This window comes from Altererythrobacter sp. Z27 (assembly GCF_052683155.1).
The window spans coordinates 948,849-973,380 of sequence record NZ_JBQYMC010000001.1 but is presented as its reverse complement, the minus strand read 5'-3'; the positions used below and the strand labels follow the sequence as shown (position 1 = coordinate 973,380).

Annotated in this window: 23 protein-coding genes and 1 tRNA gene; 5 read left to right on the top strand and 19 right to left on the bottom strand. The window is 63.5% G+C overall.

Features of this window, described 5'->3' with window-relative positions:
* Nucleotides 1–90: 90 nt before the first annotated feature.
* From ACUJ47_RS04795 to cpdR, 3 genes are all read right to left on the bottom strand, one after another.
* Nucleotides 91–1,314 carry an NADP-dependent isocitrate dehydrogenase gene (locus tag ACUJ47_RS04795; RefSeq protein ID WP_445537297.1) on the bottom strand — a complete coding sequence of 408 codons (1,224 nt, stop codon included), beginning with the start codon at nt 1,312–1,314 and terminating at the stop codon, nt 91–93.
* A 310-nt stretch (nt 1,315–1,624) separates the two neighbouring features.
* Nucleotides 1,625–1,699, bottom strand: a tRNA-Val gene (locus ACUJ47_RS04790).
* A gap of 84 nt (nt 1,700–1,783) precedes the next feature.
* On the bottom strand, nt 1,784–2,173 hold the full coding sequence (gene cpdR / locus ACUJ47_RS04785; protein WP_445537296.1) for a cell cycle two-component system response regulator CpdR: 390 nt from the start codon (nt 2,171–2,173) through the stop codon (nt 1,784–1,786).
* Nucleotides 2,174–2,309: 136 nt separating this feature from the next.
* Here cpdR and ACUJ47_RS04780 point away from each other — a divergent pair, with 136 nt between their 5' ends.
* Nucleotides 2,310–3,260 (top strand): N-formylglutamate amidohydrolase, encoded by a 951-nt coding sequence (locus tag ACUJ47_RS04780; RefSeq protein ID WP_445537295.1) that lies wholly within the window; start codon nt 2,310–2,312, stop codon nt 3,258–3,260.
* A gap of 201 nt (nt 3,261–3,461) precedes the next feature.
* On the opposite strand, the gene ACUJ47_RS04775 is transcribed toward ACUJ47_RS04780, so the two are convergent.
* Nucleotides 3,462–4,238, bottom strand: a complete 777-nt coding sequence (locus ACUJ47_RS04775) for a SapC family protein (protein ID WP_445537294.1) — start codon at nt 4,236–4,238, stop codon at nt 3,462–3,464.
* 95 nt (nt 4,239–4,333) lie between these two features.
* Nucleotides 4,334–5,764, bottom strand: coding sequence for an FAD-binding oxidoreductase (locus ACUJ47_RS04770; RefSeq protein ID WP_445537293.1), 1,431 nt, complete (start codon nt 5,762–5,764; stop codon nt 4,334–4,336).
* A 158-nt stretch (nt 5,765–5,922) separates the two neighbouring features.
* Between ACUJ47_RS04770 and ACUJ47_RS04765 the strand changes: the two genes are divergently transcribed.
* Both ACUJ47_RS04765 and ACUJ47_RS04760 read left to right on the top strand, forming a co-directional pair.
* Nucleotides 5,923–6,456, top strand: a complete 534-nt coding sequence (locus tag ACUJ47_RS04765) for a hypothetical protein (RefSeq protein ID WP_445537292.1) — start codon at nt 5,923–5,925, stop codon at nt 6,454–6,456.
* A 164-nt stretch (nt 6,457–6,620) separates the two neighbouring features.
* Complete coding sequence (locus ACUJ47_RS04760) at nt 6,621–7,994, top strand: DEAD/DEAH box helicase (protein ID WP_445537291.1); 1,374 nt, start codon at nt 6,621–6,623, stop codon at nt 7,992–7,994.
* Between the two features lie 885 nt (nt 7,995–8,879).
* Here the strand turns inward: ACUJ47_RS04760 and ACUJ47_RS04755 are convergent.
* From ACUJ47_RS04755 to ACUJ47_RS04740, 4 genes are read right to left on the bottom strand one after another with little or no spacing between them, the layout of a single operon-like run.
* Complete coding sequence (locus ACUJ47_RS04755; RefSeq protein ID WP_445537290.1) at nt 8,880–11,189, bottom strand: ATP-dependent helicase; 2,310 nt, start codon at nt 11,187–11,189, stop codon at nt 8,880–8,882.
* Between the two features lie 44 nt (nt 11,190–11,233).
* Nucleotides 11,234–11,779, bottom strand: a complete 546-nt coding sequence (gene rsmD / locus ACUJ47_RS04750; RefSeq protein WP_445537289.1) for a 16S rRNA (guanine(966)-N(2))-methyltransferase RsmD — start codon at nt 11,777–11,779, stop codon at nt 11,234–11,236.
* On the bottom strand, nt 11,776–12,543 hold the full coding sequence (locus ACUJ47_RS04745) for a pseudouridine synthase (RefSeq protein ID WP_445537288.1): 768 nt from the start codon (nt 12,541–12,543) through the stop codon (nt 11,776–11,778). Before ACUJ47_RS04745 ends, rsmD begins: the two co-directional genes overlap by 4 nt.
* Nucleotides 12,544–12,561: 18 nt before the next feature.
* Nucleotides 12,562–13,722 (bottom strand): aromatic ring-hydroxylating oxygenase subunit alpha, encoded by a 1,161-nt coding sequence (locus ACUJ47_RS04740; protein ID WP_445537287.1) that lies wholly within the window; start codon nt 13,720–13,722, stop codon nt 12,562–12,564.
* Nucleotides 13,723–13,794: 72 nt separating this feature from the next.
* Here ACUJ47_RS04740 and ACUJ47_RS04735 point away from each other — a divergent pair, with 72 nt between their 5' ends.
* Complete coding sequence (locus ACUJ47_RS04735) at nt 13,795–15,522, top strand: AmpG family muropeptide MFS transporter (protein WP_445537286.1); 1,728 nt, start codon at nt 13,795–13,797, stop codon at nt 15,520–15,522.
* 3 nt (nt 15,523–15,525) lie between these two features.
* Here ACUJ47_RS04735 and ACUJ47_RS04730 read toward each other — a convergent pair whose 3' ends face one another.
* From ACUJ47_RS04730 to trpB, 5 genes are read right to left on the bottom strand one after another with little or no spacing between them, the layout of a single operon-like run.
* Entirely contained in the window at nt 15,526–16,854 is a 1,329-nt protein-coding gene (locus ACUJ47_RS04730; protein ID WP_445537285.1) for a bifunctional folylpolyglutamate synthase/dihydrofolate synthase, read from the bottom strand.
* Between the two features lie 9 nt (nt 16,855–16,863).
* Nucleotides 16,864–17,712 (bottom strand): acetyl-CoA carboxylase, carboxyltransferase subunit beta, encoded by an 849-nt coding sequence (gene accD, locus ACUJ47_RS04725; protein ID WP_354143285.1) that lies wholly within the window; start codon nt 17,710–17,712, stop codon nt 16,864–16,866.
* A gap of 10 nt (nt 17,713–17,722) precedes the next feature.
* Entirely contained in the window at nt 17,723–18,502 is a 780-nt protein-coding gene (gene trpA, locus ACUJ47_RS04720) for a tryptophan synthase subunit alpha (protein WP_445537284.1), read from the bottom strand.
* Nucleotides 18,499–18,738 carry a hypothetical protein gene (locus ACUJ47_RS04715; protein WP_445537283.1) on the bottom strand — a complete coding sequence of 80 codons (240 nt, stop codon included), beginning with the start codon at nt 18,736–18,738 and terminating at the stop codon, nt 18,499–18,501. Before ACUJ47_RS04715 ends, trpA begins: the two co-directional genes overlap by 4 nt.
* Nucleotides 18,735–19,946 (bottom strand): tryptophan synthase subunit beta, encoded by a 1,212-nt coding sequence (trpB, locus tag ACUJ47_RS04710; RefSeq protein WP_445537282.1) that lies wholly within the window; start codon nt 19,944–19,946, stop codon nt 18,735–18,737. Before trpB ends, ACUJ47_RS04715 begins: the two co-directional genes overlap by 4 nt.
* Nucleotides 19,947–20,138: 192 nt before the next feature.
* On the opposite strand from trpB, the gene ACUJ47_RS04705 reads away from it, so the two are divergent.
* Nucleotides 20,139–20,606, top strand: a complete 468-nt coding sequence (locus ACUJ47_RS04705) for an outer membrane protein (protein ID WP_445537281.1) — start codon at nt 20,139–20,141, stop codon at nt 20,604–20,606.
* A 55-nt stretch (nt 20,607–20,661) separates the two neighbouring features.
* Here ACUJ47_RS04705 and ACUJ47_RS04700 read toward each other — a convergent pair whose 3' ends face one another.
* From ACUJ47_RS04700 to radC, 5 genes are all read right to left on the bottom strand, one after another.
* Complete coding sequence (locus ACUJ47_RS04700; protein ID WP_445537280.1) at nt 20,662–21,294, bottom strand: phosphoribosylanthranilate isomerase; 633 nt, start codon at nt 21,292–21,294, stop codon at nt 20,662–20,664.
* 7 nt (nt 21,295–21,301) lie between these two features.
* Nucleotides 21,302–21,976, bottom strand: a complete 675-nt coding sequence (pyrF, locus tag ACUJ47_RS04695; protein ID WP_445537279.1) for an orotidine-5'-phosphate decarboxylase — start codon at nt 21,974–21,976, stop codon at nt 21,302–21,304.
* On the bottom strand, nt 21,973–22,302 hold the full coding sequence (locus ACUJ47_RS04690) for a DUF1049 domain-containing protein (protein WP_445537278.1): 330 nt from the start codon (nt 22,300–22,302) through the stop codon (nt 21,973–21,975). Before ACUJ47_RS04690 ends, pyrF begins: the two co-directional genes overlap by 4 nt.
* 60 nt (nt 22,303–22,362) lie before the next feature.
* Nucleotides 22,363–23,673 (bottom strand): adenylosuccinate lyase, encoded by a 1,311-nt coding sequence (purB, locus tag ACUJ47_RS04685; RefSeq protein ID WP_445538860.1) that lies wholly within the window; start codon nt 23,671–23,673, stop codon nt 22,363–22,365.
* Between the two features lie 90 nt (nt 23,674–23,763).
* Nucleotides 23,764–24,474 carry a RadC family protein gene (gene radC / locus ACUJ47_RS04680; RefSeq protein ID WP_445537277.1) on the bottom strand — a complete coding sequence of 237 codons (711 nt, stop codon included), beginning with the start codon at nt 24,472–24,474 and terminating at the stop codon, nt 23,764–23,766.
* Nucleotides 24,475–24,532 lie beyond the last annotated feature (58 nt).

The following is a 24,532-nucleotide window of genomic DNA, read 5'->3' as shown; positions in this document are numbered from 1 at the left end:
GTCTCTATTCCCCCTCGGAAACGAAAAGGGCGGCCCATCGCATGGATGGCCCGCCCTTTACTTACGCAAGCCCCGCAGGGCGGTTCCGGGTCAGGCCCAGTTGGCCATTTCCTTTTCGAGGTTCTGCACGATCGCCTCGAAGAACTGTTCGGTGGTGAGCCAGTTCTGCTCGGGGCCGATCAGCAGCGCCAGGTCCTTGGTCATCTGGCCCTTTTCGACCGTTTCGATGCAGACGCGTTCGAGCGTTTCGGCGAAGCGCACCACGTCGGGCGTGCCGTCGAACTTGCCGCGATACATCAGGCCGCGGGTCCAGGCGAAGATCGAAGCGATCGGGTTGGTGCTGGTCGACTTGCCCTGCTGGTGCTGGCGATAGTGGCGCGTGACCGTGCCGTGTGCAGCTTCGGCTTCGACGGTCTTGCCGTCGGGCGTCATCAGCACTGAAGTCATCAGGCCGAGCGAGCCGAAGCCCTGCGCAACCGTGTCCGACTGCACGTCGCCATCGTAGTTCTTGCAGGCCCAAACGAACTTGCCGTTCCACTTCAGCGCCGATGCGACCATGTCGTCGATCAGGCGGTGTTCGTAGACGATGCCTTTTTCCTTGAACTTCTCGGCGAAGCCTTCGTTGTCGAACACTTCCTGGAACAGGTCCTTGAAGCGCCCGTCATAGGCCTTGAGGATGGTGTTCTTGGTCGAAAGGTAGACCGGCCAGCCGAGGCCGAGACCATAGTTGAAGCTGGCGCGCGCGAAGTCGCGGATCGAATCGTCTAGGTTGTACATCGCCATGGCGACGCCCGAGCTCGGGAAGTCGAACACGTCGAGGTCGAGCTTGGTGCCGTCTTCGCCGTCGAACACCAGCCGCAGCTTGCCCGGGCCGGGGATCAGCGTGTCGGTGGCGCGATACTGGTCGCCAAAGGCATGGCGGCCGACCACGATCGGATCGGTCCAGCCTGGCACGAGCCGCGGCACGTTTTCGATCACGATCGGTTCGCGGAACACGACGCCGCCCAGGATGTTGCGGATCGTGCCGTTGGGGCTCTTCCACATCTTCTTGAGGTGGAATTCCTCGACGCGCGCTTCGTCCGGAGTGATCGTGGCGCACTTCACGCCCACGCCATATTGCTTGATGGCATTGGCGGCATCGATCGTGACCTGGTCGTCCGTCTCGTCGCGGTATTCGATCGAGAGGTCGTAATACTTCAGGTCGACATCGAGGTAGGGCAGGATCAGCCGCTCGCGGATCCACTGCCAGATAATTCTCGTCATTTCGTCGCCGTCGAGTTCGACGACCGGGTTCTTGACCTGGATTTTCTGCATGATGTCCCTGTTCGCTGAAAATTGGGGAATGGAAATATGCGGGCGCTTTAGCAGAGGGGCGCGCGGGTGCAAGTCAGGGGGGCGTTTGTGTTTGCGCACGCCATCTGGCGTGCGATTTCCTCACTCACGCGACCTGGCGGCCGCTTCGTTGCGGGCGGCCAGTCGGCCTTGCGGTCCGCTTGGCGGGGCTTGGGGGAAACGGACTGCTTTCAGCAGTGCGTAAGCGCGACAGCGCGCCGCAGCTCTTGCCGCGAAAGCCAAGCGGCCCGGATGGGCCGCGCCGAATGTCTGAAAGTTAAGGAAAGTCCGATGGTGGGCGTAGGAAGGATTGAACTTCCGACCCCTACGATGTCAACATAGTGCTCTACCACTGAGCTATACGCCCGCACCATCGAAACGCCGCTTTGTGGGCGGCGGAGGCGGCCCTTTAGCTTGAGCCTTGCCGCCAATCAAGCGATTCGGGCCAAATTCAGAGCGAAGCTTCGCGTTGCTCTTCGAACATGCGCTCCACCTCGAGCACGAGGTCGCGCAAATGGAAGGGTTTGGACAGCACGCGGGCGTGCGGTTGTTCGCGGCTGGCCTTGAGCGAAACCGCCGCAAAGCCGGTGATGAACATCACTTTGGTGCGAGGAGAAACCTCGGCACAACGCTGCGCCAGTTCGATCCCGTCCATTTCCGGCATGACGATGTCGGACAGCAGCAGGTCGAAATGCTGTTCATCCAGCAGTGGCACAGCTGCGGTACCGCGATCGACCGCGACCACTTCATAGCCGGCATTGGTGAGGGCGCGTTCCAGATAGACACGCATGGCTTCCTCATCCTCGGCAAGGAGAATCCGCAAGGTGGATGCAACAGTCATGCAGGCGTCATACCGATCACCGCTTAAGAAATCTTACTCGTCGGCGGGGGTGCCCGGAATTGAGACAGTGTGCGGAGCATTCCTTTCAGGCGGGATCGCTTTGACAGGCGCGGCGCGAAAGGGCAGCACTGGAACCATGGCGCCAGAGGGGCACGAATCAGCGGATATGCGGGAAGAGAGCGGCGGTTTCATCGCGGGGCTCGACCAGCGACCGGCGTTTACCCTGCTGTCGCCTGCATCTTCACCGATACCGGTCCTGATCACCGTGCCGCATGCGGGGCGCGAGTATCCCTCTGCGCTGTTGGCCGAGATGCGCGACGCGGACTACGCCTGCCTCAGGCTGGAAGACCGGATGATCGACTTGGTCGCGCAGGAAGTGGCGCGGCAAACCGGTGCCTCCCTTATCGTTGCCCATGCGCCGCGTGCCATGCTCGACCTCAACCGAGCGCGCGACGATATCGACTGGGACATGATCATAGGCCAGCGACCGCATCCGGTTCGGCATTCGCAGGCCAACCGCCGCGCGCGCAGCGGGCTGGGCCTGATCCCGCGCCGCCTGGCTGGCTTCGGAGAGATCTGGCGGGGCCAGATCGGTCGCGAGGATCTGGAACAGCGGATCGAGGGAATCCATCGGCCCTATCATGCCGCGACCGCGCGCGAACTGGCGCGGATTCGCGACGAATGGGGCGCGGCCCTGCTGATAGACATGCATTCGATGCCGCCCTTGCGCCGTTCGCCCGGCCAGCCCGAGCCACCGCATTTCGTGTTGGGTGACCGGTTCGGCACATCATGCGATGCGGGATTGGTGAGCCAGGGTTATCGATATCTGGAGACAAAGGGCAGGGTGGTCGCTCACAATCGACCCTATGCCGGGGGTTTCGTGCTCGATACGCATGGCGCGCCTGCGAATGGGCTGCATGCGGTTCAGCTCGAAGTTTGCCGTTCGATCTATCTCGATGCGCAATTGGCGGAGCCCACGGCGCGAATGCTGCCGCTCGCGCGGCTGGTCGCCGGATTCGTTCGCGAAATGGGTGCCGCGGTTGCGCGGATGGCGGGCGAGGCATCGTTCAGGCAGGCCGCCGAGTAACGCCCGGACCATAAAAAACCACCTCGTACGTAACGCACGAGGTGGCCAAGGTTCAGGGAGGATACGCCCCCGGAGGGACGTAACATCCGGGCAGGCTATGAGGGAAACCGTGCCCGAATACTGAAAATCTAGTGGTTGGCGGGGGCTGTTTCAAGCCCCCTGCCTTTCGCGGCGAATTTCGGGGTTCGCCGACCTGTCTGCTCAGGCGTCCGCCTGCTGGGCCGGGACCTTGCCCTGCTGCGACTGGCGCCCGAAAATCACGCGCATCAAATTCATCGAGAACAGGTGCGCGTGCAGCAGCATCATCATGCCGCTCCGGTGCAGCCCTTCGACCGATTCAATCGGCAATTCGCGCAGCTTGGTCTCGTCGATCATCTTGAAGCCGCGATAGATGAAGGGCTTGTCGGGGTTGTCCTGCATGGTGATGGCGATTTCGCCTTCCATCAACAGGTCGAGCTCGACCACTTCGTCCATGAACGCCTTGGTGCGTGCACCCGATTCCTCGAACTTCTGGCAGAAATCGAGCACCCCCTTGGTGAACTCGCTGGGTTCGCCTTCGCCTTCGAAGAGAGCGTTGCCCTCTGGGAAATCGCCGATCACGCCCGCGCTCGGATCGAAGCAGAGCGACAGTTCGTCGCTGTCGGGGTTGAGCCGCGCAAGCATGAATGGATAGCGGCGGACATAGGCCGGCATGTAGACGTTTTCGGTGACCATGCCTGCGTCATCGACGAAGCTGTTCACGCCTTCGTTGAGGCCCATCAGCGCCAGCGGGACGGGGTTGTCGCCCGAGCTAAACACGATCGGGAAGTGGCGCTGCGCGTCGACGAATTCGTCCACGGTCACCGGGACGGCGTGGGTCTTGCCGAGGAAGTCGAGATTGGTGAACTGGGTGCTCTTCCAGTTCTTGTGATCGCGGCTGTTGAGCGGCATCAAATCGTTGAAAAACAGGGGCAGACGGGGCTGCGGCGCGCTTGCCATGGAAACTCTCCGAAATAGGTGGCTATAAACTCAAAAAACGGCCGCGCTGGACAGCCAGCGGGCCGGACGAAGGCGCTTTAGGCGCTAGCGGCTTGCTAGGCAAGCGGGACGAGTTTGCCCGGGTTGAGCAGCCCTTTGGGGTCGAGCGCCTGCTTCACGCTGCGCATCAGCGACAGCGCCACCGGGTCGCCCAGTCGGCCCAATTCGTCGCGCTTCATCTGGCCGATACCGTGCTCCGCGCTGAGCGAGCCGCCCCATTCCGCGACGAGATCGTGCACATGGCGGCTGACGGCCTTGCCCTGGCTTTCTTCCCATTCGCCGCGCGTTGCGCCGCTTGGCGCGAGCACGTGGAAGTGGACATTGCCATCGCCCAGATGGCCGAAGGCGACGCCGGTAACTCCGGGGAAGCGTTCCTCGACATCGGGGATCGCCGCTTCGATGAAATCGGGCATGCGTTCGACCGGCACCGAGATATCGTGCTGCATCGCGGGCCCGATCGCGCGTTCGGCCGGAGCGATCGAATCGCGCAGCAGCCAGAACTGGTCGGCCTGCGTCTCATTGGTGGCGATAGTCGCGTCGAGCAATATGCCCGCTTCCATCGCTTCGGCCAGCGCTGCTTCGGCCTTGTCTCGCAGCGCGGCGGCTTCGGCGGGCGTTGTCGCGAGTTCGACCAGCGCATGCCAGGGATAGCGTTCGGCCAGCGGAGCGCGCGCGCCGGGCAGATGCGCCAGCACCGCGTCGAGGCAATGCGCAGGGACCACTTCGAAGCCTTCGAGCTCGTCGGGCAGCGCCTGCTCGAAATGCAGCAGCAGCTTCCGCGCATCGCCGATCGAAGCAACGCCGCACCATGCGACCATGCGATCGCCGATCGCGGGCAGCAGGCGCAAATTGGCCGCGGTCACGATCCCCAGCGTGCCTTCGGACCCGATCAGCAATTGCTTGAGGTCGAATCCGCGATTGTCCTTCTTCAGCGCGGTCAGCCCGTCGAAAATCTGTCCGTCGGCCAGCACTGCCTCGATACCCAGCACCTGCGCGCGCATAGTCCCGTGGCGCAGCACCTGCGTGCCCCCGGCATTGGTGGAAATGAGGCCGCCGATGGTCGCGGAACCCTTGCCGCCGAGCGTCAGCGGAAAGCGCAGGCCGTGCTTGTCCGCCGCTTCGTGCAGCGTCTGCAGGATCACTCCGGCTTCGCACACCGCTTGGCGCGAAGCGGGGTTGAGGCTGCGGATATGGTCCATGCGCCGCAGCGACAGCAGCACCGATTTCCCGCTCTCGTCGGGCGTGGCGCCGCCCGACATGCCGCTGTTCCCGCCTTGCGGGACGATCGGCACGTCGAATTCGGAACAAAGCTTCACGAAAGCGGCCACTTCCTCGCGCGTCGCGGGCGATGCAAGGCCCAGCGCCTGCCCGTGATAGCGCCCGCGCCAGTCGGTCAGCCACGGTTCGAGCAGGTCGGGATCGCAGGTAAACCCGCGAGGTCCAAGCAGTTCTGTAGCGCGGTGTGCAAAGTCGGAAAGCGTTGACATGGCGCGCCTATGCCACAGAGCCGTGGGCCATGGCCAGCGCTTGTGCTGCCGCCAAAACGGATTAAGCCTCCGTTCAAGCCGCCATGCTAGAGCGGCATGACGAGGTGACAAAAGGGGTCAGGGAAGTTTGCCGGCAATGTCGGCACGTTCGAAACGACATGCCCAGCATATTTGCCTATCTTGCGCCCTTTGCGCTTTTGCTGCCGCTTGGAGCGCTCCCAGCGGGCGTGCCTGACGCGCCGCAAGCGCCGGGCAGCACCTTTCGCGAATTGCTCGATGCATCCGCGCCGCTTCCGCCGCAGATTTCCTACCAGGTCCGGATCGAGCGCCGGGTCACGGTCAGGATCGCGCCACGCAGCGCAGCCGAGCGGCAGAATTTGATGGCCGAATTCGCCCAGGTGCAGCGCCCCACACGCTATGAAGAGCGCAAGATCGGCAAATGCGTGTCGATCGACGAGATCGCCGGTGTGCAGACGGGCAGCGGAGACCGGCTGGTGCTGTTCATGCGAGACCATCGGATGGTGAGCGCGCGGCTTGAAAAATCCTGCCGGTCGAAGGACTTCTACTCGGGCTTCTACCTCGAGCGGAACCGCGACGGGAAGCTCTGCATCGACCGTGACAAGCTGCAGTCGCGGGCAGGGGCGAATTGCGAGCTCAACCGGCTGCGCGAACTGGTGCCGGTTTACGAGTGATCGCAAGAGTGATCGCACAGGCGCGCCACGCGTGCGCGCAGGCGGCGTTTTCTTGACTTTGAGAGGGTTTTCGGCAATTGGCGCGGCGTTGGCCGTGGAGTTTCTTCGCGGTTGCACAATTTTCGGCGCATCCAAGCGCCCCTTACCCGGAAACCGAACCACGCATGACCTTCGCCGATCTCGGCCTGTCCCCCGAATTGCTCAAAGCGGTCGAAACCGCGGGCTATAGCGAGCCTACGCCGATCCAGGCGGAGGCGATTCCTGCCGTGCTGATGATGAAAGACCTCATCGGCATCGCGCAGACCGGCACGGGGAAAACCGCAAGCTTTGTGCTGCCGATGATCGACGTGCTGGCCAACGGCCGCCGCCGCGCGCTGATGCCGCGCTCGCTCATCCTTGAGCCGACGCGCGAACTCGCGGCGCAGGTGGCCGAGAATTTCGAGAAATACGGCAAGAACCACGACCTCAAGATGGCGCTGCTGATCGGCGGCGTGCAGATGGGCGACCAGGTGAAGGCGCTCGACGAAGGGGTCGACGTTTTGATCGCTACCCCCGGGCGGCTGATGGACCTGTTCGAACGCGGCAAGATCCTGCTCAACGGCTGCGAATTGCTGGTGATCGACGAAGCCGACCGCATGCTCGACATGGGCTTCATCCCCGACATCGAATTCATCTGCTCGAAGCTGCCCGAAACGCGCCAGACGCTGCTGTTCAGCGCCACCATGCCGCCGCCGATCGAGAAGCTGGCAAAGAAGTTCCTCAGCAATCCCAAACGGATCGAGGTGACCCGCGCGGCGAGCACCAACGAGAATATCACCGCTTTCAAGGTCCCCACCAGGAATCGTCAGAAGCGCGAAACGCTGCGCTGGCTGCTGCAGCACGATCTGGTCGAGACCGCGATCATCTTCGCCAATCGCAAGACGACCGTGCGCGAGCTCAACCAGAGCTTGCGGCGGCACGGCTTCGCCAGCGGCGAAATCCATGGCGACATGGACCAGAATTCGCGCCTCAAGGAACTCGACCGGTTCAAGAAGGGCGAGATCAACATCCTGGTGGCATCCGACGTTGCCGCACGCGGGCTCGACATCAAGGGCGTGAGCCACGTCTTCAACTTCGACACGCCGTGGCATCCGGACGATTATGTCCACCGCATCGGCCGCACCGGCCGCGCCGGGGCCAAGGGCCGCGCCTTCACTCTGGTGGGCGAGGACGATGCCGAAGCGATCGCCAATATCGAGAAGCTGACCAAGGCCGAGGTTCCGGTGTTCGGGAAGAAGGACGTGCGGGTCGAACTGGTCGAAAAGCCTGCCGAAGAAGCGAAGCCCGAACCGCAACCGGAAGAGAAGCCAGAACGGCAGTCGCGCCGTCGTGACGAGGCACCGCGCGAAGAGCGCCCCAGGAAGCCGCGCCGCGAAAGGGAAGCGAAACCCGAACGCGCGGAGCGCCCGCGTCGCCAGCGTGACGAGGACGACGAGCCGATCCCCGCAGGCGAATGGAACGGCCCGAAGCCGGGCTTCCTCGAAATCGGGGTAGGCTGAGCCGCGCTGCCAGCCGGCCTGGTTAGGGGCTGGTGCGCGCGCCGATCCCAAGCGCCTCCAGGATTACCGATGAGCCGAACGTGCGGGTGCCAGGGTGCCTGCGTGGCGGCTGGCAATTTGTCTACTTTTGGGTGGAAAGCGGACGCCGAACCTTGCAGCCTCGCGTTACTTGCCGAAACTTGCCGCGCCACATTTAGGACAAGGATCGATGATCCATGGATACCAGAATGGTCCAGACTGCGATACCATACCGTGTCCGCATGTTCGGCGCTTCCCAGCAATCAAAATGTATCGCACCCCGCAGTAACCAGCAATGGTCCACCAAATAAGGCGAATGGGCAATGAAGCGTCGCCGGAAAACACTGCTGAGATGGCAATGATGCCGAAGGCTAGCATTTTCAGTGAAGCGGTCGATTGCGACATGGGTTTCAATCTAGGTGGAAAACCGTCGTCGAACAATGTCCGCAATTGGGTCGTTAGCGGACATCTGTGAGAAACCTCTCCCATCGTCATTCCCGCGAACGCGGGAATCCATAAGCCTACCGTCGCTTACCCTTCGTGGATTCCCGCGTTCGCGGGAATGACGAGCGCTGGGGTCATTCTAGCCATTCCGATTTTCCTACATGGCTGCGTTCTGGCAAGGGCATGGAGCTCTTTGCCATCGTCGCATCACCCCAACGCTCCATCGTTCGTATCGTCATTACGAGGAGGCGCAGCCGACGTGGCAAACCACCTTGGCTAGCGTTTGTATGGATTGATTGGCTACGCTCGCAATGACGAGCCGGGAGTTTTCTTCTTTAAGACAGTGTCGCATGTGTCGCATGGGCCGGGGACCCGGCGCGCGGTAATGACGAGGCCTGAATCGCGACCTGAAGCTTGCCCCAGTCAGTCCGCCAGGCTCACGAAGCTGTCGATCACCCGCTTCGTGCCCGAATGCTCGAACTCGATCTCCAGCTTGTTGCCTTCCTGGTCCGTCACCGTGCCATAGCCGAATTTCTCATGGAACACGCGCGCGCCGATGGCGATGTCGCTGCGCGGCTTGGCGGCGAAGCTGGCCGCGCTCCTCGTGTTCTCGCGGACCCGCACTTGCTTGGTCTCGTATCCGGTCGAAAGCGCGCGCTGCCAGCCCGGGCCGCGATGCGAGGATCGCTCGGGCCGGTCGCGGCTGACATGCGCGAAGGGGTCCTCGCTCTCGGTCCAGTTGGCGCGCCACAGCGAAGCGCCGCCGGTCAGCGTGGTGTGCTGGTCGATATGTTCGGCCGGCAGTTCCTCGATGAAGCGGCTGGGAATGCTGCTGGTCCATTGGCCGTAGATGCGGCGATTGGCCGCGTGTAGGATCGTGCAGCGCCGCCGCGCGCGCGTGATCGCGACATAGGCCAGGCGGCGCTCTTCCTCGAGGCTGGCGAGCCCGCCTTCGTCGAGCGCGCGCTGAGAGGGGAACACGCCTTCTTCCCAGCCGGGCAGGAAGACATGGTCGAATTCGAGCCCCTTGGCGGCATGCATGGTCATGATGGTGACCTTCTCGCCATCGTCGGCCGCGTCATTGTCCATCACCAGCGAAACATGCTCGAGGAAATCGCCCAGCGTTTCGTATTCCTCCATCGCGCGCGCGAGTTCGGACAGGTTTTCGAGCCGCCCGGCAGCCTCGGCGGTGCGCTCTTTCTGGAGCATCTCGCTGTAGCCGGTTTCGTCGAGCATCATGCGCAACAGGTCAGCCGGAGTTACCTGCTCGGCCTGCTCGCGCCAGTGGAGGAACTGGCGCAGCAGCGCGCCGATCGTGGCAGCGGCGCGCGCGGGCAATTCGTCGCTGTCTGCCAGCTGCAGCGATGCAGCGGCCAGCGGCATGCCGGTGCGCCGCGCGTGCTGGTGCATCTTTTCGAGCGTCTTCGCGCCGAGCCCTCGCTTGGGCTGGTTGTAGATGCGTTCGAAGGCCAGATCGTCCTGCGGCTGGGCGATCACCCGCAGATAGGCGAGCGCATCGCGGATTTCGGCGCGTTCGTAGAAACGGAAGCCGCCGACGATGCGGTAGCCAAGACCGATCTGGATGAAGCGGTCTTCGAACTCGCGCGTCTGGTATTGCGCGCGCACCAGTATGGCGACCTGGTCCAACCGGGCGCCTTCGCGTTCGAGCCGCTCGATCTCCTCGCCCACCCGGCGCGCTTCCTCCGGCCCGTCCCACACGCCGATCACCCGGAGCTTCTCGCCGTGGTTCACTTCGGTCCACAGCGTTTTCTCGTGCCGCTCGCTATTTGCGCGGATCAGCCCCGATGCTGCGCCAAGGATGTGCGGGGTGGAGCGATAGTTCTGCTCCAGCTTCACCACTTTCGCGCCGGGGAAATCCTTCTCGAACTTGAGGATGTTGGCGACTTCCGCCCCGCGCCACGAATAGATCGACTGGTCGTCATCGCCCACCACGCAGATGTTCTTGTGCGCCTGAGCCAGCAACCTCAGCCAAAGGTACTGCACGGCGTTGGTGTCCTGATATTCGTCGACCAGGATGTATTTGAAGCGGCGCTGGTAATCCTCCAGCACCTCGCGATGGCGCCGGAAGATGTTGAGCATGTGCAGCATCAGGTCGCCGAAGTCGCAGGCGTTCAATGCCTTCAGCCGCTCCTGGTAGAGCCGGTAGAATTGCTGGCCGCGGCCATTGGCATAGGATTCGTTCTCGGCCGCATCGAGATCTTCCGGGTTGAGCCCGCGGTTCTTCCAGCGATCGATCAGCCCGGCGAGTTGGCGTGCGGGACAGCGCTTCTCGTCGAGGTCGTTCTCCGTGATCAGCTGCTTGAGCAGGCGCAACTGGTCGTCAGTGTCGATGATCGTGTAATTCTGCTGCAGCCCCACCAGCTCGGCATGGCGGCGCAGCATCTTGGCGCAGATCGAATGGAAAGTGCCGAGCCACTGCATGCCTTCGGCCACATCGCCCAGATGCCCGGCGACCCGCTCGCGCATTTCGCGCGCGGCGCGGTTGGTGAAGGTCACGCAGAGAATCTGGCTGGGCCATGCACGCCCGGTCGCCACAAGATGCGCCAGCCGCGCGGTAAGCGCCGCCGTCTTGCCGGTACCTGCACCCGCCAGCATCAGCACCGGCCCTTCGGTGGTCAGCACAGCTTCGCGCTGCGGCGGGTTCAGCCGCGCGGTATAGGGCGGGACGGAAGCATCGCCAGTGGAGGCGGGAAGGGGGTTCTGATCGGACATGGGCTTGGTGAACGGATAGGGAACGATTCCCTCTGCCGCAAGCCTCAGGCGAGCAGGGTCAACAGGGAAAGCTTTGCCTTGCCGACCTTGCGCTCGGCATCGAGCGACATGCCTTTGACTTCGACCGATTCCTTCGCGCCGGTCTCGACCGCGATCCAAGTTGCCGGGCCGATCCAGCCGAGCCGCAGCATCCGGTCGAGCGCCACGGCCCCGGCGCCCGTGTCATAGGGCGGGTCGAGCAGGATCAGGTCGTAGGGTTCCTTGGCAGGGCCGAGCGACAGGACCGAGCCGTGCTGAACTGCGCTGCGTTCGCGCGCGCCGAGCGCCTGGATATTGGCGCGGATGGCATCGATTGCGGCCTTGTCCTGTTCGACGAAGAGGCAATACGCCGCGCCGCGCGACAGTGCTTCGAGCCCCAATGCGCCCGAGCCGGCGAAAAGGTCCGCCACCTTGAGCCCCTCGAAAGTGCCAAGGCGGCTGGTGAGCATGCTGAACAGCGTTTCGCGCGTGCGGTCACCCGTCGGGCGCGTGGCATCGCCCTTGGGCGCGGCCAGCTTACGCCCGCGCCAATCGCCCGCGATGATCCTCAATTCTTGCCACCTGCGCGCTTGAGCCAGCTGCGGAAGCGGCCCAACTCGTCGGTGCGGATCTCGCGCGCCATGCCGCGCGGCAAATCATCGAGCTCGAACGGACCATAGGCTGTGCGGATCAGGCGGCTGACTTGCAGGCCGAGATGTTCGAGCACGCGCCGAACCTCGCGGTTCTTGCCTTCGGTAATGGTCACTTCGATCCACTGGTTGCGCCCCGTTCGCCGTTCCAGATTGGCGTCGATACTGCCGTAATGGATTCCGTCGATGGTGATCCCGTCGATCAAATCTTCGAGCTGCTCCTGCGTGATGTCGCCGAAGGTCCGCGCGCGATAGGTGCGCGGGATGCCGCTGGAAGGTAGCTCCATCTGGCGCTTGAGCTCGCCGTCATTGGTCAGCAGCAACAGGCCCTCGGTATTGAGGTCGAGCCGCCCGATTGGCATCAGCCGCGGCGTCTTCTTGGGAAGCGCATTGCGCAGCGCCGTGTAAATCGTGGGGCGACCCTTGGGGTCGCTTTCGGCGGTGATCAGCCCGGTCGGCTTGTTGAAAGCGTAAAGCCGCGTGGGTTCAGGCTTGGCGACCGGCTTGCCGTCGACCGTCACGCCGGTGAGATCCTTCAGGATCGTGGCGGGAGTCTCGACAATCAGCCCGCCGATCGCGATGCGGCGATCAGCGATCATGCGTTCAACTTCGCGCCGGCTGGCAATCCCCGCGCGTGCGAGCAGCTTGGCAATGCGTTCGCCCTCAGGGCGCGGTTCGGACCTCATGCCCTGCCGAGTAGGCGTTCAATTGACCCCGCGCAACGCTTCTTCGACGATCCGGTCGAAGCGATGGATGCCGCCCTCCAGCGTTCCGAGCGTCAAATGCTCGACAGCGCCGGTCGAGAGGCCCTGCTGGCCCAATTCTGCGGCGCGGAAATCTTCGCTCGCGAAGACCCCGCCGTCGAGAAGCGCCCAGCTGCGTTCCCAATGGTCGCGAGCCTTCTCGGTCGCTGGCGGTTCGGGGATCAGCATGAAGTCTTCGACCAGCGTATGGTCGACCGATTGCGGCATCAGCACCATCACATTGACGTAATCGGGGCTGGGTATGATGATCGTGGCGGGCAGCAACTGGTAGGCGAAAGTCACGACGCGCCTGAGCGCGGCCATGTCGTTGAGGTCGACACCCTCCATTTCCTCGAGCCTGCCCACCGCCGCGCGCTGGTGCGGGCCGATCTGGTCGCCGCTGGTCACTCCGTCCTTGAAGAATGGCCCGATCGTCTTCGCGTGGAGCCTGGTGACGTGGTAACTTTCAAGGAAAGCGTCCATGATCAGCTTCCAATTGCCCTTCACCGAATGGGTCTTGCGGCGGAACAGGTGCAGGTCGCGCATCGCGAAGGCGTCGAAATCCTCGCCCAGCTGGCGCGCGTGAGTGAAGTCGGCGCCTTCCACCGGTGCGAACCAGATCAGCCCGCCCGCTTCGCAACTGGGCAGCTCAACCAGACCATAGTCGGCCTTGTCCATCCCGGGGAAGGTCTCGGGGCGAGGCAGGGCGAGCAGCTTGCCGTCGAGCTTGTAGGTCCACGCATGATAGGGGCAGACGAGCCGTTTGGCGCATTGCACGTCCTGACCTTCGACCAGTCGCGTGCCGCGATGCTTGCAGACGTTGAGGAAGACGTGTGCCTTGCCGTCGGCATCGCGGGTGATGAGCAGCGGGCGCCCGGTGGCGTCATGCGGCAGCGCCATGCCGGGCTCAGGCAATACCGCCGAGGGGCACAGCACCTGCGGCATCCGGTCGAACAGCGCCGCCTTCTCGCGCGCGAAGTGTTCGGGATCGGTGTAGAGGCTGGCGGGTATGCGAGTGATCCCGCTTTCGCTGCGCTGTTCGCCGCGCTCGATCGCGCGGGCCAGGGCCAGTTGGCCTGCCGTGGGGCGCAAAGGTGGTGATTTCGTGTCGACCGCGGTCATCGGGGCGTTCCTATCTCCTCATCCGGCGGCTAGTGTCGCAGAAATTTGCGATCTTAGGAAGGACGCTACGGAATGGCTCAAACTGCTGCGGCAAAGAAGAAATCGTCGTGGCGGACGCTCGGATTGGCGCTGACCAACCGCAAGACGGGCTTCATGCTGATCTTCGGATTCGCCAGCGGCCTGCCATTCGCATTGTTCCTGGGCACGCTGTTCGCATGGCTGACCGAGGCCGAAGTCGAGCTGGAGACGATGGGCATCTTCTCGCTCATCGGGCTCGCCTATGCTTTCCAGTTCCTGTGGTCGCCGCTGATCGACAAGGTCGACCTCCCGCTGCTGCGCAAGCTTGGCAAGCGCAAGCAATGGATCGTGCCGATGCAGGTGCTGCTCGGTACGATCCTCGTGACCCTGAGCCTGCTCGATCCCAAGTCGGAACTTGGCATGTTCTCGCTGCTGGCGGGGATTGGCGCCTTCGCCAGCGCGACGCAGGACATCGCGATCAACGCCTGGCGCATCGACGTGGCGGACGAGGAAGCGACACTCGATATCCTCTCGACCATTTACCAGATGGGATACCGCTTCTCCTCGCTGGTCGGGGGTGCGCTGGGCCTGGTCATCGCCGCGCGTATCGGCTGGCCCGAAACCTACATGATGATGGGGGCGATCCTGCTCGCCACCGGCGCCTTCGGCCTTTTCGCTCCCAATGCGGAGGGCGACCATACGCAGACCAGCGCGGCCAGCGATGCGCAGGTACGCGAGATGCGCCGGGCGGGCGAGCTGGTTCCGCATGTGCGCAACCGTGCGCTGGCGGTCGTGGGGCTGCTGTGGGCCGGCGCGATCGGCGTGGTGCTGACCTTCATGGTCATGTCGCTGGCCAACGCGCCTGAGGACCGGCCCAATCCAACCGAGTTCACGCTCAATTTCGGCCCGTGGATCATCGTGGCCACGATCATCCTGCCTGCGCTGATCGCGGGCTGGCTTGCTTCGCAGAAGAAGCAGGGGCGCAATTTGCTGGCGGAAGATGCCGCGCCCGCTGCGGGTGGGGCCTTTGCGCTCGACTACCTCTATCGCGCGCTGGTGCTGCCGCTGGTCGAATTTGTCGGGCGTATGGGCTGGTCGCTGGTGCTGATCCTGGCGGTGGTGCTGACTTACCGGATCTGCGACGCAATCTGGGGCACGTTCGCCTATCCATTCTACCTTGGCGAATTGCAGTACACGAATGACGAAGTCGCCTTTGCGTCCAAATTCTTCGGCGTCGGCGCGATCATTCTTGGGTTGGCGCTGGGCGGATGGATGCTGACGGCGCTGGGCCGGATGCTCACGCTGGTGATCGGCGGCTTGCTCGCTGCGCTCACGAACCTGCTTTATGCCGATCTGGCGGTGGGCGGTCACAATATGCAGGCTTTTAGTGATGCGGTCGGGTTCACCTGGCTGATCGAGCAGATCCCCGCAATCGGCAGCGCCAAGCTGGCTAAGCTGACTATCACCATCGGCTTCGAGAATCTCGCCATCGGCATCGCCGGTGCGGCCTATATCGCATGGATGAGTTCGATCGTGTCGAAGCAATTCAGCGCGGTGCAATATGCGTTGCTCTCGTCGCTTACCTTGCTGGTTGGCACGCTGGGGCGCGGCGCGCTGGGTGAAATGATCGAGAAGCAGGGCTTCTTCGACGTCTTCGTGCTGACGACCGTCATCGGGCTGGGCGCAGTGGTGCTGGTGTTGTGCGAGTGGTGGCGCGAGCGGCGCGCTGGCAAGTCGTCGGGCGTGGTGACGCCGGATCCTGCAATCGCGACCGCGGAATAGCGCCTAGTCGGGCAATTCGTTGTTGAGCCGCAGCACTTCGCCTGCGAGATAGAGCGAACCGGCGATCAGCACCGGCAAACCGTCGTCAGGTAGAGCGGCGAGAGCAGCAGGGACATCGGGCGCCGCGATTGCACGCGGTCCGAACGCGTCAGCAGGGCACCACTCATGTGCTGGCACGGGCACGGCAATGATGCTCAAGGGTATCTCGCCAAGCACCGCCATAAAGCCAGCCGGGTCCTTGCCTTCGATCATGCCGATGACGAGATGGACGTTCTTGCCAGCAAAATGGCGGGCAAGGGCTTCACCTGCGCTGGGATTGTGCCCGCCGTCGAGCCACACTTCGCGGCCTTCGGTCAGCGGGCCATCGGACAGGCGTTGCAGGCGTGCAGGCCATTTCGCTTCTTCGAGACCTCGCGCGACGGCATCCATCGATACTTTGATCTTGCGCTGGTGGCGTAACATGGCGATTGCAAGGCCCGCATTTTCGATCTGATGCCGGCCCGGCATGCTTGGCATCGGCAGCGCAAAATCCACGCGTCGGCCATCTTCGCTTTGCCAGTCATAGTATGCGAGTTTGCCGTTTGCCTGACCGCAAAACCACCCACGTATGCCGCCCAATGTGAAAAATGGTGCACCTACTTTCTCGGCGACATTTTCGATGGCTCCGGTGATGCATGGTTGGTCATAGTTGAAGTACTGCGACACCAGCGGCACGCCCCGCTTCGCAATCCCCCCCTTCTCGAACGCGATGCGCTCCATCGGCTTGGTCGGCACACCTTCCTCAGGCGCGAGCAGGAAGCGTTCGTGGTCGAGCCCAAGCGCCGCGATTCCGCAGGCGGCGAGCACGTCAGGCGTCAGCACATTGGTCGCATCGAACCTGCCGCCCATGCCAACTTCAACCACGCAGGCGTCAGCAGGTGTGCGGCTGAAGGCCAGAAATGCCGCGGCAATGGTCACTTCGAAAAAGCTGGGCTTGAGGCCGTCGCCTGCGTCCAGCACTTCGGCCAGCAGATCCGCAAGCGCCTCGTCCGAAATCAGCTCGCCTGCAAGCCGGATGCGCTCATTGTAGCGCACCAGATGCGGGCTGGTGGTGACGTGAACTTTGTAGCCCTCGGCCTCCAGCATCGCGCGCAGGAAGGCGCAGGTCGAGCCTTTGCCGTTGGTCCCGGCCACATGGAACACCGGCGGCAGGCGCAGATGCGGATCGCCGAGGCGAGCCAGCAAGGCTGTGATCGTGTCCAGTCCCAGCCGCCCTTGGGGCACGCTGAGCTGGCCAAGCCGGTCGAGTTGCGCCTGGACGCGCGGGTCGTCCGAGCGCCCGAAGTCGCGCATGATGCCTGCTTACGCCGCCTTGCGCGGCTGGAGGTATCCGAGCAGCGTCGCCAGCGTTTCCTTCAGGTTGGCGCGGTGCACCACCATGTCGACCATGCCATGCTCGTGCAGATATTCGGCGCGCTGGAACCCTTCGGGCAGCTTTTCGCGGATCGTGTCCTGGATCACGCGCTGGCCGGCAAAGCCGATCAGTGCGCCCGGTTCGGCGATGTGGACGTCGCCCAGCATGGCATAGCTGGCAGTGACGCCGCCGGTGGTCGGGTCGGTCAGCACCACGATATAGGGCAGGCCCGCTTCCTTCAGGCGGCGCGTCATCACAGTCGCCTTCGGCATCTGCATCAGACTGAGGATGCCTTCCTGCATGCGTGCGCCGCCAGCCGCGGTCACGACGATGTAAGCGGCCTTGCGTTCGAGCGCCTTTTGCGCGCCTTCCACGAAGGCAGCGCCGACCGCCATGCCCATCGAACCGCCCATGAAGCCGAAATCCTGCACGCCGACCACGGCTGCACGCCCGTCAATCGTGCCCGAGCCGACGCTGAAAGCGTCTGCATGCGGGCTCTTGGCGCGCGCCTGCTTTAGCCGGTCGGTATATTTCTTGCTATCCTTGAACTTGAGCGGGTCTTCCTCGACCTGTGGCTGGGCAAGCATCTCGAATCCTGCGTCAAGCAGCAGCGCCAGCCGCTCGTCGGCGCCAATGCGGCCGTGGTGGTCGCAGCGCGGGCAGACCGACAAATTCTCCTGGTATTCCTGCTGGAACAGCATTTCGGAGCACGATGGGCATTTGACCCAGAGGTCCTTCTCGGTCGTGCGCTTATCGCCGAAGCCGAAGGATTTGCGGACGCGTGTGAACCAGTTCATTTCTGTCTTCCTAGCGAGCGGAGCGAACCGCCTGGGCGAGAGCCGAAGTCAGCTCCCTTAGCTTGGCCGGGGCCGCATTGCCATATTCGCCGACCAGTTCGACCAGGGCCGAGCCGACCACAACGCCGTCCGCTACCCTGGCGATCGCACCTGCCTGTTCGGGCGTGCGCACGCCGAAGCCGACTGCGACGGGCAGGTTGGTCGATTGCTTGATGCGGGCGACATTGGCTTCGATCGATTCGATCGCAGCCTGCTGCTTGCCGGTGATCCCGGCGACCGAGACGTAATAGAGAAAGCCGCCCGATCCTTCGAGCACGGCGGGAAGCCGCGCGGCATCGGTGGTGGGAGTGGCAAGGCGGATTGGCGCGATCCCTGCGCCGCGCAGGTAGGGGCCCAGCTCGGCATCTTCCTCCGGCGGGATATCGACACAGATTACGCCGTCGACGCCAGCCTTGCTGGCGGAGCTGGCGAACCATTCCGGCCCGCGACGCACCATGGGGTTGGCATAGCCCATCAGCACCAGCGGAACATCGGGATGCCGTGCACGGAAATCACTGGCGATCAGGAGCACGTCGGCAGTCTTTGTGCCCGCTCCCAGAGAGCGCAGATTCGCCTCCTGGATCGCGGGGCCGTCTGCCATTGGGTCGGTGAAGGGCATGCCCAGCTCGATCACGTCAGCGCCGCCCGCGACCAGCGCATCGAGATTGGCCGCCGTGTCGCCATCGCCCGCGGTGATGAAGCAGACGAGAGCTGGGTGGACTTTAGTGAAAGCGGAGGAGAGGCGGGTCATTGAAACAACCGCGGTCGAAAGTAGACAAGCAACGCCATCACTATAGCGAACGAGGCAACAAACAGTGCATCAGTCCAGGCGAAATCCTCACCCTTTTGGATGAGCCGCCAAATTCCCATGAAAACAATCATAAAACCGAAGGTAAGCACTGCCGGGCCCCAGCTCGGAGTTCTTGCCCCTTTATGGTCGCTCAAAAGCCGCTCGCGCTTTCGTTTTCTGGCGCGCTCTTTCGTCACATCTCCACTCCCAGCTTCTCCGCCACGGTGAAGATGTCCTTGTCGCCGCGCCCGCAGAGGTTGGCGAGGATGATCGAATCCTTGGGCATTTCCGTCGCGCGCTTCGCCACCGCCGCGATGGCGTGGCTCGGTTCGAGCGCAGGGATGATGCCCTCGGTGCGGCACAGGAGCTGGAAGGCGTCGAGCGCTTCGTCGTCGGTCACGGCGGTATATTCGACGCGGCCGCTTTCCTTCAGCCAGGCATGTTCGGGCCCGATGCCGGGATAGTCGAGCCCCGCGCTGATCGAATGGCCTTCGGTGATCTGGCCGTCCTCGTCCTGTAGCAGGTAGGTCTTGTTGCCGTGAAGAATGCCGGGTGAGCCGCCGAGCAAGCTGGCCGCATGCTGGTCGCCATCGAGGCCATAGCCCGCCGCCTCCACGCCCAGCATCTTCACATCGGGATCGTCGAGGAAGGGGTGGAACAGGCCGAGCGCATTCGATCCGCCGCCGATTGCTGCCACCAGCAGGTCAGGCAGGCGCCCCGTCCGGCTGAGCATTTGCGCGCGCGCTTCCTTGCCGATCACGCTTTGGAAATTGCGGACCAGCTCCGGATAGGGGTGCGGCCCGGCAGCGGTGCCGATGATGTAGAAGGTGTCATGCACATTCGCGACCCAGTCGCGCAGGGCCTCGTTCATTGCGTCCTTGAGCGTTGCCGCACCGGCGGTGACGGGCACAACCTCCGCGCCGAGCAGCTTCATGCGGAACACATTGGGCGCCTGCCGCGCCACGTCGGTCGCGCCCATGTAGATCACGCAAGGCAGGCCGAAGCGCGCGCAGACGGTCGCGGTGGCGACCCCGTGCTGGCCCGCGCCGGTCTCGGCGATGATGCGCGTCTTGCCCATGCGCATCGCGAGCAGGATCTGGCCCACGCAATTGTTGATCTTGTGCGCGCCGGTGTGATTGAGCTCGTCGCGCTTGAACCAGACCTGCGCTCCGCCAAGCTCTTCGGTGAGCCGCGGGGCGAAATAGAGCGGGCTGGGGCGGCCGATATAATGTTCGAGCAAATCGTCGAACTCGGCCTGGAACGCCGGATCCTGCTGCGCCTTGCGGTACTCGCGCTCGAGGTCGAGGATCAGCGGCATCAGCGTTTCGGCGACATAGCGCCCGCCGAATTGGCCAAAGTGCCCGCGCTCGTCAGGCATTGTGCGGAAAGAATTGGGCTGGTTCATCGCGGCAAGCGATTGGCAGAGGGGCGATTGGTTGTCTAGCGGCTTGCATATGCTGTTGGTCGACGCGCAACGATGTTACGCGACATGAATACATCATTAGTCGACGGCAAATTGTCTGTTCAGGCGGGCGTGCCCAAACGCGGCCTCGGATCGACGGATAATGACATCCGCGACCACTGAGGAATGACAATAATGAACAAGACCATTTTCGCCGCTGCGGCGGTCGCCACCTCTCTCGCTTTTGCCGCTCCCGCCTCGGCCAACGAAGCACGCGTCGAAGCTCGCGGCGGCATCGCCTGGGCGCAGGGCCATGAAGAAGCAGTGGCCGGCATCGCGGCAGGTTATGATTTCGACCTTGGCGACAGCGAAACCGGCAGCGTTTTCTTCGGCGTCGAAGGTTCGGCCGACAAGATCCTGACCGATGGTGCGAACGTCTATTTCGGCACCACCGCACGCCTGGGCGCGAAGATCGGCCAGAGCGGCAAGCTTTTCGCGACCGCCGGCTACAGCTTCGGTGAAGGCGAAGACGTGCCTCACCTTGGCGGCGGCTACCAGCACAAGATCAATGACAAGGTCTACCTGAAGGCCGAATACCGGCACTTCTTCAGCGACTTCGTTGACCTGAACACCGCCGCAGTCGGCCTTGGCGTGACCTTCTGATCGCTTCGTAAGACAAAAAAGGGAAGGGCGGTCCGGTCGGGCCGCCCTTTTCGATTCAGGCGCTGGTGGCCGCTTCGCAGAAGGCGCGAATCAAGCCCGCATCTTTGATGCCGGGAGCGCTTTCGACGCCCGATGAGGTATCGACCAGCGGAGCGCCGGTCTGCCTGATCGCTTCGGCGACATTGGCAGGGCTAAGTCCGCCAGCAAGGCCCCAGTCGATCACGTGCCTGTGCCCATGCAGCAGGCCCCAGGCAAAGGTTTCGCCCGTACCGCCGGGCAGCGCCTTCGCGGGCGAATCGAACAGCAAGCGGTCAACCTTGCCGATAAAGTCGGCGCTGTGTTCCAGCGTTCCGACGTCCCGCATGCCGAGCGCCTTCCATACCTTGATCCGGGCCTTCTCGCGGACAAGCGCGCACCATTCCGGTGTTTCGCCGCCGTGGAACTGGACGATATCCGGCCTGACCGTTCCGATCGCCCGCGCGGTCAGCTGCGGATCCGCATTGACCAGCAGCAGCACTGCCTTGGCGCGACCAGCGGCATGCGCGCGCAAAGCAGCAGCCTGTTCGAGCGAAACATGGCGCGGGCTCGGTTCGTAATGGACGAGGCCGAAATGCGTGGCGCCCGCAGCGATAGCGGCATCCACCGTCTCGGGCGTCGACAGCCCGCAAATCTTGATCTGGACACTCATGGCTGAACTAGAGCGTCGCCTCGATCGCGCGGGCAGCAGTGAGCGGATCGTCTGCGCGGCTGATCGGTCGGCCGATAACCAGCACGCTGGCGCCGTCGTCACGTGCCTGGCGCGGGGTGACGACGCGCTTCTGGTCGCCAGTTGCCTTGCCGCCGGGGCGCAGGCCGGGAACCACGAAGAAGCCGTCCTTCCACTGCTTGTGGACTGCCTTCACTTCATGGCCCGAGCACACGATTCCGTCGAGCCCCGCGTCATGCGCGAGCTCGGCAAGGCGCATCACCTGGTCATGCGCGCTGCCGCCGATGCCGGTGCGCGCCATGTCTCGCTCGTCAAGGCTGGTGAGCATGGTAACGGCCACGACCTTGCATCCGTCGGCCGCGGCGGCCTTGGCGTCTTCCATCATGGCGCGCCCGCCGCTGGCATGGATCGTCACGATGGCCGGTTCTAGCACATGGATCGCCTGCATGGCGCCCGCCACGGTGTTGGGGATGTCATGCAGCTTCAGGTCGAGGAAGATCGGCAGGCCCATATGTGCGATCTCATGGACCCCGGCATGGCCGTGCGCGCAAAAGAATTCGAGCCCCAGCTTGACCCCGCCGATATGCGATTTGACCTTGTTCAGCAGCGCCTTGGCTGCGTCGATCTTCGGTACATCGAGCGCGAGGTAAACGGGGTTTGTCATGGTTGCTCGTCAGAAGATGGTGAAAGGCTGTCGCCTGCCACAGGGCTTGGCGATGCCGTGGGCTGGTGCCGGCCGCTCAATGCGTTCGAGCGAACGGCATTTTCAAGCGAGGTGATCCGCCGGTTGAGGTTCCACTTGGCGCCGCGGTGGTAGAGCCACATGGGCAAGAGGCCGAGCAGGAAAGCGACAATCACCAGCACCGGAACCTTGGTTTCGAGCACCAGATTGTCCCATAGGATCACTTCAACCGGGTCCCAGTTGAAGAAGGAAAACACCAGCAATCCGAACAGGATCAGTACCCAGATGACCGTGCGCAGGATCTGCATGTTCTTTTCCCCTCGGTTGGTTACGCCCGGGTCCGAGACTAAGGCATTTGGCGGGCGAGTCTAGCCAAAGACCCGCGCGAAAATCGTATCGACCTGCTTGAAGTGGTAAGCGAGGTCGAACTTCTCTTCCAGCTCTTCGGGAGAAAGCCCGGCGGCGACTTCCTCATCGGCCTTGAGCAGGTCGAGCAGCGACAGTGCACCATCCGATTCCCACACCTTCATGGCGTTGCGCTGGACCAGGCGATAGGCATTGTCGCGGGTGATCCCTGCCTGGGTCAGCGCCAGCAGCACACGCTGCGAATGGACGAGGCCGCCCATCCGATCGAGGTTCTTCTGCATCCGCTCGGGATAGACCAGCAGCTTGTCGACCACGCCGGTGAGCCGGGCGAGCGCGAAGTCGAGCGTGATCGTTGCGTCGGGCCCGATGAAGCGCTCGACCGAAGAGTGCGAGATATCGCGTTCATGCCACAGCGCCACGTTTTCGAGCGCGGGCATCGCATAGGCGCGGATCATGCGGGCCTGGCCCGTCAAATTCTCGGTGAGGATCGGGTTGCGCTTGTGCGGCATGGCCGACGACCCCTTCTGCCCCGGCGAGAAATATTCCTCGGCCTCCAGCACCTCGGTGCGTTGCAGGTGGCGGATTTCGACCGCAAGCCGCTCGATCGAGCTGGCGATCACTGCCAGCGTCGAGAAATACATTGCGTGGCGATCGCGCGGGATCACCTGCGTGCTGACCGGCTCGACTGCGAGCCCGAGCTGCGCGGCGACATATTCTTCTACCGCGGGATCGATATTGGCGAAGGTGCCGACCGCACCCGAAATGGCGCAGGTGGCTATCTCCGCCCGCGCAGCGACCAGCCGCGCACGGCAACGGTCGAATTCGGCATAGGCCTGCGCCAGCTTGAGGCCGAAAGTGGTCGGTTCGGCATGGATGCCGTGGCTTCGCCCGATAGTGGGCGTGTATTTGTGCTCTTCGGCGCGGCGCCGGATCGCGGCCAGCAGATCGTCCATGTCGGCAAGCAGGATGTCGGTCGCGCGCTCCAATTGCACCGCCAGAGTGGTGTCGAGCACGTCGCTGCTGGTCATGCCCTGATGCATGAAGCGCGCTTCCGGGCCGACCTGTTCGGCCACCCAGTCGAGGAAGGCGATCACGTCATGCTTGAGCACGGCTTCCTTGGCGTCGATCGCCGCGACGTCGATCGCGGGGTTGGTCGCCCACCAGTCCCATAGCGCCTTTGCGCCGCTCATTGGGACCACGCCCAGCTCGGCCAGCTTCTGTGTCGCATGCGCTTCGATCTCGAACCAGATGCGATAGCGCGCTTCCGGCTCCCAGATCGCAGTCATCGCGGGGCGGGCATAACGGGGGACCATGGACAACTCCGGATTCGCAAGGTCAGGACAGGCTTGTGGGGCGGCTAGGCGCGCTGCCCGACCAGATCAACCCCTGGCGCGTCGCGCGGATTAGATCAGCCCTTTCGAGCGCAGCGAGACATGGCCTTCCCGGCCGATGATCACATGATCGTGCACTGTAACGCCCAAAAGGCGGCCGGCCTCGGCGATGCGATTGGTGATCTGGATGTCGGCCCGGCTTGGCTCGGGGCAACCGCTCGGGTGGTTGTGGACCAGGATGAGCGCGCTGGCGCCGATATCGAGTGCGCGGCGGATCACTTCGCGCGGGTGGATCGCGGCTTCGTCGATCGAGCCGTCGCCCACATGGTGATCGTCGATCAGCCGGTTGCGCGTGTCGAGATAGAGCACGCGCACGCGTTCGACCGTAAGGTGGGCCATGTCGATCGCGAGATAGTCGAGCAGAGCCTGCCAACTGCCCAGCACCGGCTTGTCGCGCACTTCGCTGCGCGCCATGCGCCGCGCCGCCAGCGCCACGGTCTTGAGCGCGGCTGCACTGGTCAGCCCGATCCCTTCGACCCGCTGCAGCGCGCCCGGGTCGGCGTTGAGCACACCAGCGAGCGATCCGAAGCGCTTGATAAGAGCCTTGGCGACCGGCTTGGTATCACCCTGCCGGATGGCGGCGAACAGCAAATATTCGAGCACTTCGTAATCGGCCAGCGCTTCGGCCCCACCGTTGAGCAGCCGCTCGCGCAGCCTCGCGCGATGCCCCGCACCCGCGTGATCCGGCGAATCTTTCTTCGAATTTTCTTCAGCTTGCGGCAAGAATGTCTCCGCTACGACCCAATGATGACAGCATTGCCTTCGCAAGGCGAAACGCGCA

What these genes read in the sequence shown, in the direction of transcription:
- ACUJ47_RS04795 (WP_445537297.1), bottom strand. Translation starts at nt 1,314, where the DNA reads ATGCAGAAAATCCAGGTCAAGAACCCGGTCGTCGAACTCGACGGCGAC.
- cpdR (WP_445537296.1), bottom strand. Translation starts at nt 2,173, where the DNA reads ATGACTGTTGCATCCACCTTGCGGATTCTCCTTGCCGAGGATGAGGAA.
- ACUJ47_RS04780 (WP_445537295.1), top strand. Translation starts at nt 2,310, where the DNA reads ATGGCGCCAGAGGGGCACGAATCAGCGGATATGCGGGAAGAGAGCGGC.
- ACUJ47_RS04775 (WP_445537294.1), bottom strand. Translation starts at nt 4,238, where the DNA reads ATGGCAAGCGCGCCGCAGCCCCGTCTGCCCCTGTTTTTCAACGATTTG.
- ACUJ47_RS04770 (WP_445537293.1), bottom strand. Translation starts at nt 5,764, where the DNA reads ATGTCAACGCTTTCCGACTTTGCACACCGCGCTACAGAACTGCTTGGA.
- ACUJ47_RS04765 (WP_445537292.1), top strand. Translation starts at nt 5,923, where the DNA reads ATGCCCAGCATATTTGCCTATCTTGCGCCCTTTGCGCTTTTGCTGCCG.
- ACUJ47_RS04760 (WP_445537291.1), top strand. Translation starts at nt 6,621, where the DNA reads ATGACCTTCGCCGATCTCGGCCTGTCCCCCGAATTGCTCAAAGCGGTC.
- ACUJ47_RS04755 (WP_445537290.1), bottom strand. Translation starts at nt 11,189, where the DNA reads ATGTCCGATCAGAACCCCCTTCCCGCCTCCACTGGCGATGCTTCCGTC.
- ACUJ47_RS04745 (WP_445537288.1), bottom strand. Translation starts at nt 12,543, where the DNA reads ATGAGGTCCGAACCGCGCCCTGAGGGCGAACGCATTGCCAAGCTGCTC.
- ACUJ47_RS04740 (WP_445537287.1), bottom strand. Translation starts at nt 13,722, where the DNA reads ATGACCGCGGTCGACACGAAATCACCACCTTTGCGCCCCACGGCAGGC.
- ACUJ47_RS04735 (WP_445537286.1), top strand. Translation starts at nt 13,795, where the DNA reads ATGGCTCAAACTGCTGCGGCAAAGAAGAAATCGTCGTGGCGGACGCTC.
- ACUJ47_RS04730 (WP_445537285.1), bottom strand. Translation starts at nt 16,854, where the DNA reads ATGCGCGACTTCGGGCGCTCGGACGACCCGCGCGTCCAGGCGCAACTC.
- accD (WP_354143285.1), bottom strand. Translation starts at nt 17,712, where the DNA reads ATGAACTGGTTCACACGCGTCCGCAAATCCTTCGGCTTCGGCGATAAG.
- trpA (WP_445537284.1), bottom strand. Translation starts at nt 18,502, where the DNA reads ATGACCCGCCTCTCCTCCGCTTTCACTAAAGTCCACCCAGCTCTCGTC.
- trpB (WP_445537282.1), bottom strand. Translation starts at nt 19,946, where the DNA reads ATGAACCAGCCCAATTCTTTCCGCACAATGCCTGACGAGCGCGGGCAC.
- ACUJ47_RS04705 (WP_445537281.1), top strand. Translation starts at nt 20,139, where the DNA reads ATGAACAAGACCATTTTCGCCGCTGCGGCGGTCGCCACCTCTCTCGCT.
- ACUJ47_RS04700 (WP_445537280.1), bottom strand. Translation starts at nt 21,294, where the DNA reads ATGAGTGTCCAGATCAAGATTTGCGGGCTGTCGACGCCCGAGACGGTG.
- pyrF (WP_445537279.1), bottom strand. Translation starts at nt 21,976, where the DNA reads ATGACAAACCCCGTTTACCTCGCGCTCGATGTACCGAAGATCGACGCA.
- ACUJ47_RS04690 (WP_445537278.1), bottom strand. Translation starts at nt 22,302, where the DNA reads ATGCAGATCCTGCGCACGGTCATCTGGGTACTGATCCTGTTCGGATTG.
- purB (WP_445538860.1), bottom strand. Translation starts at nt 23,673, where the DNA reads ATGGTCCCCCGTTATGCCCGCCCCGCGATGACTGCGATCTGGGAGCCG.